Annotated in this window: 13 protein-coding genes and 1 pseudogene; 9 read left to right on the top strand and 5 right to left on the bottom strand. The window is 64.2% G+C overall.

Annotation, left to right across the window (positions count from 1 at the left end):
* Window positions 1-91: 91 nt before the first annotated feature.
* Both BLT08_RS12850 and BLT08_RS12845 read left to right on the top strand, forming a co-directional pair.
* On the top strand, window positions 92-814 hold the full coding sequence (locus BLT08_RS12850) for a hypothetical protein (protein ID WP_245724212.1): 723 nt from the start codon (window positions 92-94) through the stop codon (window positions 812-814).
* A 123-nt stretch (window positions 815-937) separates the two neighbouring features.
* Entirely contained in the window at window positions 938-1,837 is a 900-nt protein-coding gene (locus tag BLT08_RS12845; RefSeq protein WP_090307795.1) for a glycosyltransferase family 2 protein, read from the top strand.
* 33 nt (window positions 1,838-1,870) lie between these two features.
* Here BLT08_RS12845 and BLT08_RS12840 read toward each other — a convergent pair whose 3' ends face one another.
* Complete coding sequence (locus tag BLT08_RS12840; protein WP_090307791.1) at window positions 1,871-2,521, bottom strand: IMPACT family protein; 651 nt, start codon at window positions 2,519-2,521, stop codon at window positions 1,871-1,873.
* Window positions 2,522-2,753: 232 nt separating this feature from the next.
* On the opposite strand from BLT08_RS12840, the gene BLT08_RS12835 reads away from it, so the two are divergent.
* Window positions 2,754-3,158, top strand: a complete 405-nt coding sequence (locus BLT08_RS12835; RefSeq protein ID WP_090307787.1) for a DUF7522 family protein — start codon at window positions 2,754-2,756, stop codon at window positions 3,156-3,158.
* A 37-nt stretch (window positions 3,159-3,195) separates the two neighbouring features.
* Here BLT08_RS12835 and BLT08_RS12830 read toward each other — a convergent pair whose 3' ends face one another.
* Complete coding sequence (locus tag BLT08_RS12830) at window positions 3,196-3,699, bottom strand: TrpY family transcription regulator (RefSeq protein WP_090307785.1); 504 nt, start codon at window positions 3,697-3,699, stop codon at window positions 3,196-3,198.
* A 196-nt stretch (window positions 3,700-3,895) separates the two neighbouring features.
* On the opposite strand from BLT08_RS12830, the gene BLT08_RS12825 reads away from it, so the two are divergent.
* Entirely contained in the window at window positions 3,896-4,690 is a 795-nt protein-coding gene (locus BLT08_RS12825; protein WP_090307777.1) for a hypothetical protein, read from the top strand.
* Here the strand turns inward: BLT08_RS12825 and hisB are convergent.
* Window positions 4,687-5,274 carry an imidazoleglycerol-phosphate dehydratase HisB gene (gene hisB, locus BLT08_RS12820; RefSeq protein WP_090307772.1) on the bottom strand — a complete coding sequence of 196 codons (588 nt, stop codon included), beginning with the start codon at window positions 5,272-5,274 and terminating at the stop codon, window positions 4,687-4,689. The genes BLT08_RS12825 and hisB overlap by 4 nt on opposite strands.
* Before the next feature lie 290 nt (window positions 5,275-5,564).
* Here hisB and BLT08_RS12815 point away from each other — a divergent pair, with 290 nt between their 5' ends.
* Both BLT08_RS12815 and BLT08_RS12810 read left to right on the top strand, forming a co-directional pair.
* On the top strand, window positions 5,565-5,834 hold the full coding sequence (locus BLT08_RS12815; protein ID WP_090307769.1) for a DUF8028 family protein: 270 nt from the start codon (window positions 5,565-5,567) through the stop codon (window positions 5,832-5,834).
* 170 nt (window positions 5,835-6,004) lie between these two features.
* The gene (locus BLT08_RS12810; protein ID WP_090307766.1) at window positions 6,005-7,534 is read left to right on the top strand and encodes a TrkH family potassium uptake protein; all 1,530 of its coding nucleotides are present in this window, start codon (window positions 6,005-6,007) and stop codon (window positions 7,532-7,534) included.
* 434 nt (window positions 7,535-7,968) lie between these two features.
* Here the strand turns inward: BLT08_RS12810 and hisA are convergent, their stop codons facing one another.
* Window positions 7,969-8,703: a 1-(5-phosphoribosyl)-5-[(5-phosphoribosylamino)methylideneamino]imidazole-4-carboxamide isomerase gene (gene hisA / locus BLT08_RS12805; protein ID WP_090307762.1), complete on the bottom strand. Its 735-nt coding sequence runs from the start codon at window positions 8,701-8,703 to the stop codon at window positions 7,969-7,971.
* 194 nt (window positions 8,704-8,897) lie between these two features.
* Here hisA and BLT08_RS12800 point away from each other — a divergent pair, with 194 nt between their 5' ends.
* From BLT08_RS12800 to BLT08_RS12790, 3 genes are all read left to right on the top strand, one after another.
* The gene (locus BLT08_RS12800; RefSeq protein ID WP_090307758.1) at window positions 8,898-10,754 is read left to right on the top strand and encodes an SLC13 family permease; all 1,857 of its coding nucleotides are present in this window, start codon (window positions 8,898-8,900) and stop codon (window positions 10,752-10,754) included.
* A 141-nt stretch (window positions 10,755-10,895) separates the two neighbouring features.
* The gene (locus BLT08_RS12795; protein WP_090307754.1) at window positions 10,896-12,062 is read left to right on the top strand and encodes an inorganic phosphate transporter; all 1,167 of its coding nucleotides are present in this window, start codon (window positions 10,896-10,898) and stop codon (window positions 12,060-12,062) included.
* Window positions 12,063-12,105: 43 nt separating this feature from the next.
* Window positions 12,106-12,531, top strand: a complete 426-nt coding sequence (locus BLT08_RS12790) for a universal stress protein (RefSeq protein ID WP_090307751.1) — start codon at window positions 12,106-12,108, stop codon at window positions 12,529-12,531.
* Between the two features lie 91 nt (window positions 12,532-12,622).
* Here the strand turns inward: BLT08_RS12790 and BLT08_RS12785 are convergent.
* A pseudogene (locus BLT08_RS12785) lies at window positions 12,623-12,895 on the bottom strand (hypothetical protein); the annotation flags it as partial.

The following is a 12,895-nucleotide window of genomic DNA, read 5'->3' as shown; positions in this document are numbered from 1 at the left end:
AGGATCGGATAGATCGGATACAGCGTTCGTGGTCGCAAGCGGCGTGTACAGCGGTGTCGTTCTCGCCGGGTCCCTGGTGGTGCTCGCTGTGGTGACCGGATCCTGGCCAATCGGCCCCGTCGCCACCTACCCGCTCGGCTTCGCCGGCGGATTCGTCGGCGGCGCCGCGCTCGCGAGAGCGGACCGCCACCTCCCGACTCGACTCGGCCGGACGCTCGGTCGTCGACTGGCCGTCGTCGCTCCGGCGCTCGTCTTCGGTCTCCTCTGGCTCGTCGCGCTCGAGGGGGGCGCCGGAAACGTCGCACTCGCGACGGCGATTCTCGTCTTCGCGGCGGGCTACGTCCTCTCACAACTGGCCGGAAATCGATACGTCGACAGCGTGACGCCCGGCGACCCCGAGGAAACCTGGCGGTGGGACCCGCCCGGTTCCCCCCGACTCGACGCTGCCCTTTTCGTCCTCTACGTCGCGCTCGGCGCGGGCAACGCCGCCGGCGGAAGCTGGGAGCAGGCGCTGCTGTGGCTCTCACTCGGGATCGTCTGGATCGGGACCTGTCTCGCGGAAGGCCGGTGGGCGTTCGGTCCCGGACGGGATCGCTGCGAGATTCAGGTCTACGAGACCGGGTTGGTCAAACGACGACCTTACACGAAGTCGTTCGTCGCGTGGCGCGATATCAACCATACTCGCCTGCGCGGCGACGAACTCGTCCTCGATTACGGCCTGCGCGACGTCCGATTCGACCGCGACGAACTCGAGAATTCGGAGGCCGTCCTCGAGGCGGTCGATCGGCGGCTGTCGGAGACTGGCTCACGATAACGACAAGAAACCCCGAACGACGTCGAAACGCCCAGAAACGTGCGTTTTGGTCCCTCGCCCATCGACCGTTCTCGCAATCATAGTGTCAGTGAATTTTTGTGAAGGGCGAACGAAACGCGACCGATGGCGAGCATCATTCTCCCGACCCACCGCTGGACGCCGGCGGCAGAGATCGTCGTCGATACGCTCCGCGACGACGACGAACTGCTCGTCGTCTGTGACTCGCACGAGGACCCGGTCGTCGACGACGCGCCGTCGCGGGCCACCGTCGTAACCGCGGGGGAGCCGGTCGGCTGTTCGGGGAAGGCGAACGCGCTGGCAACAGGAATGGAACGCGCGTCGGACGAGATCGTCGTCTGGACCGACGACGACGTCAGTCGGGAGGACGGCTGGCTCGAGCGACTCGTTACCCACGCTCGCGAGACCGGGGCCGCGACGGAAGTCCCCGTCTTCGTGGGCGGCGGGCTCTGGCGACTCTTCGAGCCGGCGATGGTCGTGCTGGGAACGAGCGGAACCGCGTCCGGCAACTACGTCTGGGGCGGCGGCGTCGCGTTCGATCGAACCGAACTCGACGAGTCGGCGTTGCTCGCCGATCTGCGCCGAACCGTCGGGGATGACACGCTCCTCAGCACGTACGTCGACGACGTCTGGGTCGATACGGATCACGTTCGCCCGGTTCACGTAGACGGCTCACCGGAAGGTGTCTACAACCGAATCGCCCGGTTCGGGAAGACATCGGCGTTCTTCGAACCGGTCCAAACCGGCGTTCTCTTCGCGATTTCTCTCGTGTTCGTCGTCGTCACTCTGGTGTTCCCGCTTCTCGCAGCGCTCGGTTCGACGCTCGTCGGAATCGCCGCCTACCGAAAACTCGAGCTCGAACGTCCGTCCGTCTTGCTCACCTTCCCCTCGTTCCTGTTCGTTCCCCTCTTTCTCGCGGTGGGTGTCGCTGCACCCACGTTCCGCTGGGGCGGTCGAACCTACCGGTGGGAGAAGAAGTTCGACGTGATCGTCGTAGATAGCTGAAGACACACGGTGCGAACACCGTCGCCGCTACCGTCACTCGAGATCCACTCGCCCGCTCGTCGCGCTCCGCAACCGATCCCGAAACGCGTCGGCCTCCGCGAGCGGCACTCGGACCTCGAAGGAGACCGACGCCTGATACGCCGCGTCGAACTCGTAGCCCTCGCTCTCGAGGATGCTCCGAACGGTCCCCGAATCGTCGTACTCGACGCCGATCGAGACCGTCTCGTGGGGACGTTCCTCGACGATCCCGGCTTCCTCGACGGCCTCTTTGACCGCTCGAGAGTAGGCGCGGACGAGACCGCCGATGCCGAGATTGGTGCCGCCGTAGTAGCGCGTGACGACGACCGCGCAGTTTTCGAGTTCCTGCTGGGCGAGGACGTTCAGCGCCGGCTTCCCCGCGGAGCCGGAGGGCTCGCCGTCGTCGCTCGAGTACTCCCGGAGAAACGTGTTGCCGGCAGTCGCGTCCTCGTCGGCCGCATTCGTACTCGAGTTCGTCCCGCCGACTCGCACTCGATAGGCGGGCACGTTGTGAGTGGCGTCGGCGTACTCCTCGCCGACGGCGTCGACGAACGCCTCGGCGGCGTCGACGGAATCGACGGGGCGAACGTGGCCGATGAACTCCGACCCCTGAACGACGAACTCGGCGGTCGCGGGCTCGGACACGGTCAGATAGGTGCGACTCACGCGGAGTCACCCCGCAGGCATCGTGGGAGCCGAAACCGCCACCGAATCGTCCGTCGCTGCCGCGCGACCATAGCGAGCGTACGCTCGCCGTCGGAAAGAGCCCGTCGGTCCGTCTCGAGGCGATTCGCGAGACCGACCCGGCGATCGAGAGCGAGAGACCGTCGGAAGCAGAGGCCCGAATCGAGTCAGTTCGACCCGTACGTTAGTAATCGTGGGTGACGTCTAGGACAGTATGAGCACCGAAGCCATCGATCCGAAGCTCGCCGACGAACTGCGAAGCGTCTGCCGAACGACGGTTGGCGACGAACTGCGGAGTGTCACCTACTTCACCGAGGAAGCGGTCGAACAGCTCTATCTCCGCTCTGACCTCGATCAGACCGCCGATCTGGTCGGCTTCGCGGACCACGAGCGACTCGGCTTTCGCTCGCAGTCGGCGTACCGAAACACGCAACTGGGCGAGTACGGGGCGACGATCCGGATGTTCGAGAACGGCTACCTCTCGCGGGTGATCCGCGGCCCCCACGGCGTCTGGGTGACGACCGACTCCATGTCGATGGAACGGTTCGAGGAGCTCACGAGCGCGCTCGAGGTCGTCCTCGACGAGTTCACCGACGACGTCGATACCGAGAGCGAGTGAGCGATCGGCGTTCGACCGACCGTTAAACGCCCCTCGACTACTGGATCTCCATCTTCCGGACGAACTCGAGTTCGCGGATCGCGGTGAAGACCTCGCCGGAGAGCTCCTGATCGGTGATCAGGTACAGTTGGGGCTCGTCGGTGAACTCCGGGTCCTCGCTAATCGTCTGGCGGATCGAGATGCCGTGGTCTGCGAGGGTCCCGGTGACCCCCGCGACGATCCCCTTCTGGTCGGCGTTGTCCGGCGTGATCGTCAACACCGTCAGGTCGAGCACTGGTGCGAGGTCCATCAGGCTCGGCACCTGCGAGATGTTTTGAAAGATTCGTCGCAGTTCGGGGTCCTCGAGAATGACGTCGGTCGTCGAGTCGACGACGCGGCGGTCGACGCCGATCTCGCGGGCGATACCCGTGTTCGGAATCTCGATGCCGCCCGAAACGACGCGGCCGTCGTCGTTGACGGAGAACCCGCGCTCGAGTAGGAGCCGAATAACCGCCTGCTGGCTCGGGGATCCCTCGAACTTCTCCATGATCTCGTCGAACATTCGTTCGCGTATCTATGCGTGCTGGGGTATAATGTCCGGTGATCGACTGCTGGAGCGGCTCGATCGACGGCGGACCGCAGCCAGTGTCGCCAGTTCGGCCGGAAACGGCCAGCTCGAGCACCGATTCTGACTCGATCGGAACCCGTACACGGCGTCTGACGGGCGATTTTTGAGGGTCCAACCAGTAGCCACCCCCATGCGCGCACTCCGAAGCTGTGACTTCTGTGACGGCGAGGCCGTCGGGACCTTCGAAGTCCTCCCGCCCGAACTCGAGCCGACCGAGACCGAACAACGGCGTATCGTGCTCTGTGTCGGCTGTCGAGATCAGTTCGAAAACCTCCTCGAACCCCTACTCGCCCGCGCAGGTGTTGGCGAAACGAGTCAGACGGTCGGAACCGACGAGACAGCGACCAGCACGGACGGCGACAGCGGCACCGTCGTCGCCTCGGCGAACGAATCGACACAACGAGCCTCGAGTCCGAACGCGACCGTTTCGGGATCCGACGCGGACGAGGCAGACGAAACGGACGGTGCGAACGGTGCGGACAATACGGACGATGAGGACGGTGCGGACGGGATGGATAATACGGACGCTGCGGACGACACGAACGAAGCCGACACGGACGGCTCGGCGACCAAGTCGACACTCGAGGACGGAATTACGTTCGAGCGAGCCGAGACGGCGGCGGAGTCGAACGAAGCGACCGACGAAGAGACGGCGACCGACGCTTCGAGCGGTACCGACGGCGAGGAGAGCGACACGACAGCTGGCGGATCGACGGCTCAGCGGACCGCGAATCGGCCGCCGAAAGCCTACGGAAAGGTGATTCGACTGCTGCAAAACCGGGAGTTCCCCATGCCGCGGGCCGCCGTCGAGAACCTGGCCGCCGGCGCCTACGACCTCGAGTCACACGAGGTCGAGGCGGTCGTCGACCACGCGCTCGAAGAAGGCGAGTTCGTCGAGAGCCGTGACCTGCTCGAGCGACCCTAAAGGGTTCCCTTCGTACTCGGCGTTCCCGTTCGTCGCTCGTCGACCCGCGTCGCGTCGTCGAGCGCTCGCGTCAGGGCTTTGAACAGCGCCTCGACCTCGTGGTGGGCGTTCTCGCCGGTGACCTCGCAGTGAACGGTGAGCCCGGCGTTCATCGCCAGCGACTCCACGAAGTGACGAGCCATGTCGCTCGTGAACTCCCCGATCTGCGCCTGCGAGAACGTCCCGTCGAAGTAAAATCGCGGGCGACCGCTCACGTCGACGACCGCACCGGCGACGGCCTCGTCCAGCGGGACCTTCCGATCCGCGTAGCGAACGATGCCCGACCGATCGCCCAGCGCCTCGTCGAACGCCTCCCCGAGGACGATCGCCACGTCCTCGACCGTGTGGTGGTCGTCGATCTCGAGGTCGCCGTCGCAGTCGATCTCGAGGTCGAACAGCCCGTGTTTGGCGAACGACGTCAGCATGTGGTCGAAAAAGCCGACTCCGGTATCCACATCGGCGTCGCCGCTGCCGTCGATCGACAGCGCACACTCGATCGACGTCTCGGCGGTCTCGCGGGTAACGGTCGCCGTTCGCTCGCTCATACCGTTGCGATATCGCCGCCGGTACAAGGAAATTGCGCTCGGGGCCTGTCGGTACGAACGAACTCATTCGAGTGCAGCGCCCGATTCGGGGATTGTGACCAGTTCGAGCAGCCAAAATAGAACCACCGCCTCAAAATTGGCTATAAAACGTCTAATCGTCCCTCGTGGCGTTTCGAAACGTCATTTCAAACACACTAACGCCCTGAAACGGACCGAAACGACGCCAAGGTTCGACCCATTATATGATGTGTTGGCTGAATGTCGTTCATACAGGACGGTGACTCGAACCGATGTCTAACCACTCCCCGCTCTCGAACGAATCGCTCGGTCCCTCCAGCCCTGACCCGGACCGATCACACGACCAGCCCGACCGAACGCCCCTCCGATCGATCAAAGGACCGGCCCAGTTCCTCTCGTTTTGGGTCGCGATCGCCCTCCCCTTCGTCCACCTGCCCCTCGTCGCACAGGGACTCGGCAATCCGCAGATCACCCTCACGTTCCTGGTGCTACTCGCGGTCAACGTGTTCGCGCTCTACGTCGGCCACGGCTACAAGCAGTGATCGCGCGATACTGTCCCCGAGCGCAACACTGTCTTCCGATTCCGTACGTCGATCCCACCCTCGAGCACCGTCTCTCCTCCTGAATCGTCCTCGGGTCGCGCAAGCAGTAACGACACATTGTCTCGTTCCGAACTGATTAATGTCCTCCCGTTCGCAGAGACGAGTACTCGATGGGGATTCGTGTCGACTGGCGTTCGAGCTGTAGTCTCACCGGGACGGTACTGAAGTGGCTCGCCGTCCCGCTCGCCGTCCCGCTCGTACTGGCGGTGTTCGACGGCGACGGCCCGCTGGCGTTCGTCGCTGCAATCGTCGCAACGGTCGTCGTCGGCATCGCACTCGAGCGGCTGAGCGACGACCGGGATTTGGGACAGCGCGAGGCGTTCCTGATGGTCGCGCTGACCTGGTTCGGCGTCGCCGCCATCGGCTCGATCCCCTTCGCACTCGTCGGTCTCGGCGCGCCCTCGGCATCCGCATTTTCGACGTCAGTGGGCGGGCTCGTCAACGCCGCCTTCGAGAGTACGAGCGGGCTCACCACGACCGGCGCGACGGTGATGAGCGGCTGGGATTTCGAAAACCAGTCCCGCGCAATCTTGCTCTGGCGACAGCTGATCCAGTGGCTCGGCGGCCTCGGGATCCTGATCGTCGCCATCGGTCTGCTCTCGAACCTGATGGTCGGTGGGGCACAGCTGATGGAGACCGAGACGCAGACGAGAAACGTCCGAAAACTCCGGCCGCACCTCGACGAAACCGCACGGCTCATCTGGGGGCTGTACGTCGGCTTGACGGCGCTCGCCGCGGGGACCTTCTACGCGCTCCACCTGCTCGGCGCGGCACCCAACATGGACCTCTTCAACGCCGTCTCCCACGCGCTGACCAGCGTTGCGACGGCCGGATTCTCCCCGGAGCCCGAGAGCGTCGGCGCGTTCGAGCCGATCGTTCAGTGGGCCGTCATGCCGTTCATGATCCTCGGGGCGACCAACTTCGTCCTGCTTTACTACATCACGCAGGGTGACATTCGTCAGCCCCTCCAGTCCGAGGAGTTCCGGTTCTACGTCGGCGTGCTGGTGAGCCTGAGCGCGCTCATCGCGGCGATCCTCTGGATCGATCCCGCGACCGACGGCACCCTCGAGCAGACGGTCAGACACGGGCTGTTCAACGTGGTCTCGCTGGTGACGACGACGGGCTACGCCTCGACCGATTTCGGGCTGTGGCCCGCCGGGGCGACCTACCTCCTGTTCTTCTCCATGTTCATCGGCGGGATGGCCGGCTCGACGACCTGTTCGATCAAATCCCTGCGCTGGCTGGTGACCCTCAAGGCGTTCCGGCGCAACCTCTTTACGTCGATTCACCCGGAGGCAGTGCGCCCGCTTCGGCTCGGAAACACCGTCGTCGACGAGGAGACGATCCGCGACATCTACGCCTACGTCCTGCTAGCCATCGTCATCTTCTTCCTGCTCACGGTCTTCGTCGTCGTCGACGCGGCCCGCGCCAGCACGGCCGTCACCGAGTTCGAGGCCATCGGCGCCTCGGCCTCGATCTTCCTCAACATCGGCCCCGCGTTCGGCCAGTTCGGCCCGATGGACAACTACGCCGGCTTCTCCACCGCCACCCGCACCGTGATGATCGTCATGATGTGGATCGGCCGCATCGAGATCATTCCGGTGCTCGTGTTGCTGACGCCGGCGTTTTGGAAGTCGTAACAACGAAATTTTATTCTGCGGTCTGTCGCGGTCGCGAAGCACCGCGACCGCGATGTCCCTCGATAAAATTTCGATCAAAAGCACTCCTCCCTCCGTTCTCTCACTCCTTTCAGTCGTTCGCTCACATCAGTCGTCGGCCCGCTCGCTCCCTTTGGTCGCTCGCGGTCGGCAGATAGTTGCCTGCCCTCCCCCGAGTCCCACGGCTCTTCGCGTTGCTCGAGCCGTGCTCCCGGCCGGTGAGCCCACATGGCGCGCGCTGAGTCGCAGTGAACGTCAGTGAACTGCGGCTCGAACGCGTGCGAGGGATGAGCGACTGAAAGGAGCGAATCGGCTGGGGAGGACGTGGAAATCATCGCCGCCAGTGTGAGCAGCACGCTCGAGTCATCGTTCAGTTCCTCGGAAACAGCCTCAAAATACCGACTCCACTCCAAACCTCAACTTCCGTCGACCGCGTTCTGCGCCTCCTCGAGCGAGAAGTTCCCCTCGTACAGCGCGCTCCCGACCACCACAGCCGCAGCCCCAGCCGCCTCGAGTTCTCGCACGTCCTCGAGCGTCGCCACACCGCCGCTGGCGACGACCGGGATCTCGGTCGCCTCGACCAGTTCTCGAACCGGGTCGGTCGCGACGCCCTCGAGTCGACCCTCCACGTCGACGTTCGTAAATAGAATCGCCGCAGCCCCCAGTTCCTCGTACCGCTCGGCGGCTTCGACCGGCGAAATCCCGGCCCCCTCGGTCCAGCCCTCGACGACGACCTCGCCGTCTTTCGCGTCGAGGCTGACGACCACGCTGTCGGGGTGTTCGTCGCTAATTTCGGCGACGATATCCGGGTCTTCGACCGCCGCCGTCCCGAGGATGACGCGGTCGACGCCGCGCTCGAGCAGTTCGATCGCGTCCGCGGCGGTTCGAATCCCGCCGCCCAGTTGCGTGGGGACGTCGACGGTCTCGAGCAGCGCGTCGATCGCGTCGCCGTTCTTGCGCTCGCCCTCGAACGCGCCGTCTAAGTCGACGAGGTGTAACGACTCCGCACCGGCGTCGATCCAGCGCTCGGCGGCCTCGACGGGGTCGCCGTAGGTCTTCTCGGTGCCACGCTCGCCCTGGACGAGCTGGACGACGTCGCCGTCCTGCAGATCGACGGCGGGAATCACTTCGAACGTGGGAAAGGCGCTCATAGCGGGTCGCAAGCGAGGCGCGCGCCTAAAGCCACCGACTTCGTGTCGGACTCGAGTCGGCTCCGCCCGCTCGGGACGCGTTGTCGAACGTTCCGCTCCCCTGAGACGGCGCTGCAAACGGGTTCGAACTCGTTACAGTTCGATCGCTGTGGGGAGACGTTACGTGGCGAGCCGGTGTGGGTCGTCATACCCGAATGTCGGCATTCGTCGCGCTCGCACAAGAGCCCGTCACTCGTCCCGAACTGACGACGGACATGCTCGTCGTCTTCGGCGTCGTCGGGCTGGCGCTCGTCCTCTTCGTCACCGAGCGGCTGCCGATCGACGTAACCGCGATCCTGCTTATCGTGGTTCTCGTCGTCTTAGAGCCGTGGACGGGGATCGATCCGAGTACGGGCATCTCCGGGTTCGCGAACGACGCGACCATCACGGTGCTCGCGATGCTCATCCTCAGCGGCGGGATCGCCCGCACGGGACTCGTACAGGAGTTAGGACGACGGATGGCGTCGTTCGCGGGCGACAGCCTCCGGAAACAGTTGTTTGCAACGGTGCTCGCGACCAGTCCCGTCTCCGGTTTTCTGAACAACACGCCCGTCGTCGCGCTGCTGGTCCCGGTCGTCACCGACGTCGCGAACCGGGGGAACACGTCGCCGTCGAAGCTGCTCATTCCGCTCTCTTATGCGTCGCAGGTCGGCGGGATGCTCACCCTCATCGGCACCTCGACGAACATCCTCGCGAGCGACATCAGCGCCCGCCTCGGCGACGACTACCCAGAACTCCACGGGTTCTCGATGTTCGAGTTCACGCAGTTGGGCGCGATCGTCGTCGTCGTCGGCGCGCTGTACCTCATCTTCGTCGGCCACTACCTCATTCCCGAACGGGTCCCGCCGCGAGCGGACTACCTCGAGGAGTACGACGTGGGCGATTACGTCGTCGACGTCGCCGTGGTTCCCGGCTCGCCGATCGCCGGCGCAACGGTCGACGACGCCACCGAAGGATTCGGCCCCGAAATCGACGTCGTGCAGGTCGTCCGAGAGGGGACTCGTTCGATCGCTCCTCGCCGAGACAGCCGCTTGCGAGAGGGGGATATCCTCGTCGTTCGCACCGATCGCGACGCGATCACGATGCTCGAGGACATCGTGGGCGTCGAACTCGTCGGCAACCCCCAGTCTACCCCGGAGATTTCGGACGATGACGGTGAGGGGATCGTCACGGAACTGGTCGTCTCGCTCGACTCGCGGCTGGTCGGCGAACGGCTCGAGCCCGAATCCTTCCGCCGGGAGTTCGGCGCGGCCGTCCTCGGACTCCGGCGTCACGGCTCGCTCGTCGGCGAGCGCCTCGTGGGGCGGCGACTCGACGTCGGCGACACGTTGCTCGTCCAGGCCCCGCCGGACACCCTCGACCGGCTCGCTCGACGCAACGACGTGATCGTCGCTCGCGAACCGCCCCGACCCGAGTACCGGGCCGACAAGGTGCCGATCGCCGTCGCGATCATGATCGGCGTCGTCGCGGTCGCCGCCCTCGAGATCTACCCGATCCTGATTTCGGCGCTGGCGGGCGTCGTCGCGATGATCGTCACGGGCGTCCTCGAGCCGAACGAACTGTACGACGCCGTCGAGTGGGACATCATCTTCCTGTTGGCGGGCGTGATCCCGCTGGGGATCGCCTTAGAGCAGAGCGGTGGGGCCGCGTATCTCGCCTTCCTGGTCGTCCAGTCTGCCGGATTCATGCCGACGCTCGTCGTCCTCTGGCTGTTCTACATCCTCACGGGGTTGATCACGGAGGTCATCAGCAACAACGCCAGCGTCGTCCTCCTGATCCCGGTCGCCGCGGCCGCAGCGGCCGGAATCGGCGCGAACCCGCTCGCGTTCGTCTTCGCGGTGATGTTCGCGGCGAGTACCGCGTTTCTGGGACCGATCGGCTACCAGACCAACCTGTTCGTCTACGGCCCCGGCGGGTACAGGTTCAGCGACTACTTCCGCGTCGGCGCGCCGCTGCAGTTGATTCTATCAGTCGTCACCGTGCTCGGAATCGCGTTCTTCTGGGGCGTGTGATCGATTCGACGTGATGGCCGTCTTGAACGGACAGGGTGGCAAACGAAACGAGCAAAGATATCATCCAGATTTAATATTGTTCGAACAACGTCGTTAGACGTTCCAGTACTTCTTTTACCAATATGCCTGTACTATCAACCGATGGTCGAAACCGTGCTGTTGGTCGGTATCGTCGCCTCGATCTTCGTCGGGTTCAACATCGGCGGTTCCTCGACCGGGATCGCGTGGGGACCCGCTGTGGGTGCGGGAATCATAAAAAAGACCACGGCGGCCGCCCTGATGACGATGTTCGTCTTCCTCGGCGGCTGGACCGTCGGCCGGAACGTAATGGACACGCTCTCGGGCGACATCATCACAATCGAAATCTCGCTCGCGGCCGGTGTCGCCGTGCTCTTTTTCATCGGTCTGGGAATCCTCGTCGCGAACGTCTTCGGTGTCCCCGTCCCGACATCGATGACGACCGTCGGGGCGATCGTCGGACTCGGGCTGGCGACCGGAACGACCAACTTCGAGACGATCGGCTGGATCGTCTCGTGGTGGGTCGTCACGCCGATTATCGGGTTCTGGATCGGTGCCACGATCGGTCGCTATCTCTATCCGGAACTCAATCGCCGGTTCGAGATCAAATCGTCCGAGGGATCGTTGCTCGCCCTCGATCGCAGCGGTTCGGTTCCGAAACCGGCACTCGGACCGAACACGACCCTCCAGGAACTCGGCGGCACGATCGTCGTGCTCATCATCGGCTGTTACATGGCCTTCAGCGCCGGTGCGAGCAACGTCCCCAACGCCGTCGCCCCGCTCGTAAGCAGCGGCGCGCTCGAGCCCAACGCAGCGATTATCATCGCGACGGTCGCGATCGGACTCGGCGGCTTCACCATCGCTCGCCGGACGATGGAATCGGTCGGCAGCGAACTCAGCGACATCCCGTTGCTCGCGGCGCTCATCGTCATGACCACCGCGTCGACGATCACGACCGCCCTCTCGTGGATCGGCATTCCGATCAGTCTCGTGATGGGGTCGGTGATGACCATCGTCGGCCTCGGCTGGGGACGTGCGACCCGTCCCGTCACGGCTCGAGAGGTCATGCGCGGAGACACTGACACTGAGATTGCGATGGGCGCACTGGCGGCGGAGCCGGACGCGCCCGTGACGCAGATCGGTGAGGAAGAATCCGAAGCGGCGCTGGACGCGGGCGACCTGTTCAATCCGCGAGCGGTGATGAAGTACGTCTCGATGTGGATCATCGGCCCGTCGATGTCGACCCTGTTGGCCTACGGCTTCTTCACGCTCGTTCCGTTCGTCAACTGAGCCAGTCCACTGCGTTTATTCACCTCGCTATCGTAGTTTGCGTATGATTTCCCGCGTCCTCGTCCCGATGGACGGCTCCGAGATGAGCGAACACGCACTCGAGTACGCCCTTCGCGCCCATCCCAACGCCGAAATAACCGTGTTACACGTCGTCGGCGGTCCGTCGCCGATGTGGGGGGAGGCCACGGCCCTCTCGCTCGCCGACGATCTCGAGGTCGACGCAGCGGAACACGCGGAACCCGTGTTCGAGCGCGCACGCGAGATCGTCGACGCGGCCGACGGCGACGCCACGCTCGAGACGGACATCCAGTTGGGCCATCCCGTCCGAGCGATCATCAATCGAGCCGACGATTACGAGACGGTCATTATCGGCAGCCACGGGGGAACAGTGGCAGAACGACTCTTTGTCGGAAACGTCGCCGAAAAGGTCGTCCGTCGGTCGCCGGTTCCGGTGACGGTCGTTCGGTAATCAGGTCGGCTCATACGGACCGCTGTACGTCAGTTCGATACAACCGTGACCGTCCTGCGATTGTACCGAGAGATCGATACAGCAAACCGTCTCAGTCCTCAGCCTCGTCCGTCTCCTTCTCGGCGGTCGATTTTTCGACCAGTTCCTCGACTTCGTCCTCTCGAGGCCGGCGGTCGACGCGCTCTTCGACGGATTTGACCTGTTCTTGCATCTCGGCGAGTTGCTCGTTAATGGTCTCTTCGACCGTTTTCTCAACCGTTTCTTCGACTGTCTCATCGACGGTTTCGCTCACCGTCTCCTCGACTGTTTCACCCACCGTCTCTTCGACCGTTTTCTCGACCGTCTCGCCTACCGTCTCATCGAC

The organism is Natronorubrum texcoconense (assembly GCF_900100335.1).
Classification (GTDB): domain Archaea; phylum Halobacteriota; class Halobacteria; order Halobacteriales; family Natrialbaceae; genus Natronorubrum; species Natronorubrum texcoconense.
This window is presented reverse-complemented; position numbering and strand designations above follow the sequence as displayed.

What these genes read in the sequence shown, in the direction of transcription:
- BLT08_RS12835 (WP_090307787.1), top strand. Translation starts at nt 2,754, where the DNA reads ATGAGCACCGAAGCCATCGATCCGAAGCTCGCCGACGAACTGCGAAGC.
- BLT08_RS12800 (WP_090307758.1), top strand. Translation starts at nt 8,898, where the DNA reads ATGTCGGCATTCGTCGCGCTCGCACAAGAGCCCGTCACTCGTCCCGAA.
- hisA (WP_090307762.1), bottom strand. Translation starts at nt 8,703, where the DNA reads ATGAGCGCCTTTCCCACGTTCGAAGTGATTCCCGCCGTCGATCTGCAG.
- BLT08_RS12825 (WP_090307777.1), top strand. Translation starts at nt 3,896, where the DNA reads ATGCGCGCACTCCGAAGCTGTGACTTCTGTGACGGCGAGGCCGTCGGG.
- BLT08_RS12815 (WP_090307769.1), top strand. Translation starts at nt 5,565, where the DNA reads ATGTCTAACCACTCCCCGCTCTCGAACGAATCGCTCGGTCCCTCCAGC.
- BLT08_RS12830 (WP_090307785.1), bottom strand. Translation starts at nt 3,699, where the DNA reads ATGTTCGACGAGATCATGGAGAAGTTCGAGGGATCCCCGAGCCAGCAG.
- BLT08_RS12845 (WP_090307795.1), top strand. Translation starts at nt 938, where the DNA reads ATGGCGAGCATCATTCTCCCGACCCACCGCTGGACGCCGGCGGCAGAG.
- BLT08_RS12795 (WP_090307754.1), top strand. Translation starts at nt 10,896, where the DNA reads ATGGTCGAAACCGTGCTGTTGGTCGGTATCGTCGCCTCGATCTTCGTC.
- BLT08_RS12790 (WP_090307751.1), top strand. Translation starts at nt 12,106, where the DNA reads ATGATTTCCCGCGTCCTCGTCCCGATGGACGGCTCCGAGATGAGCGAA.
- hisB (WP_090307772.1), bottom strand. Translation starts at nt 5,274, where the DNA reads ATGAGCGAGCGAACGGCGACCGTTACCCGCGAGACCGCCGAGACGTCG.
- BLT08_RS12810 (WP_090307766.1), top strand. Translation starts at nt 6,005, where the DNA reads ATGGGGATTCGTGTCGACTGGCGTTCGAGCTGTAGTCTCACCGGGACG.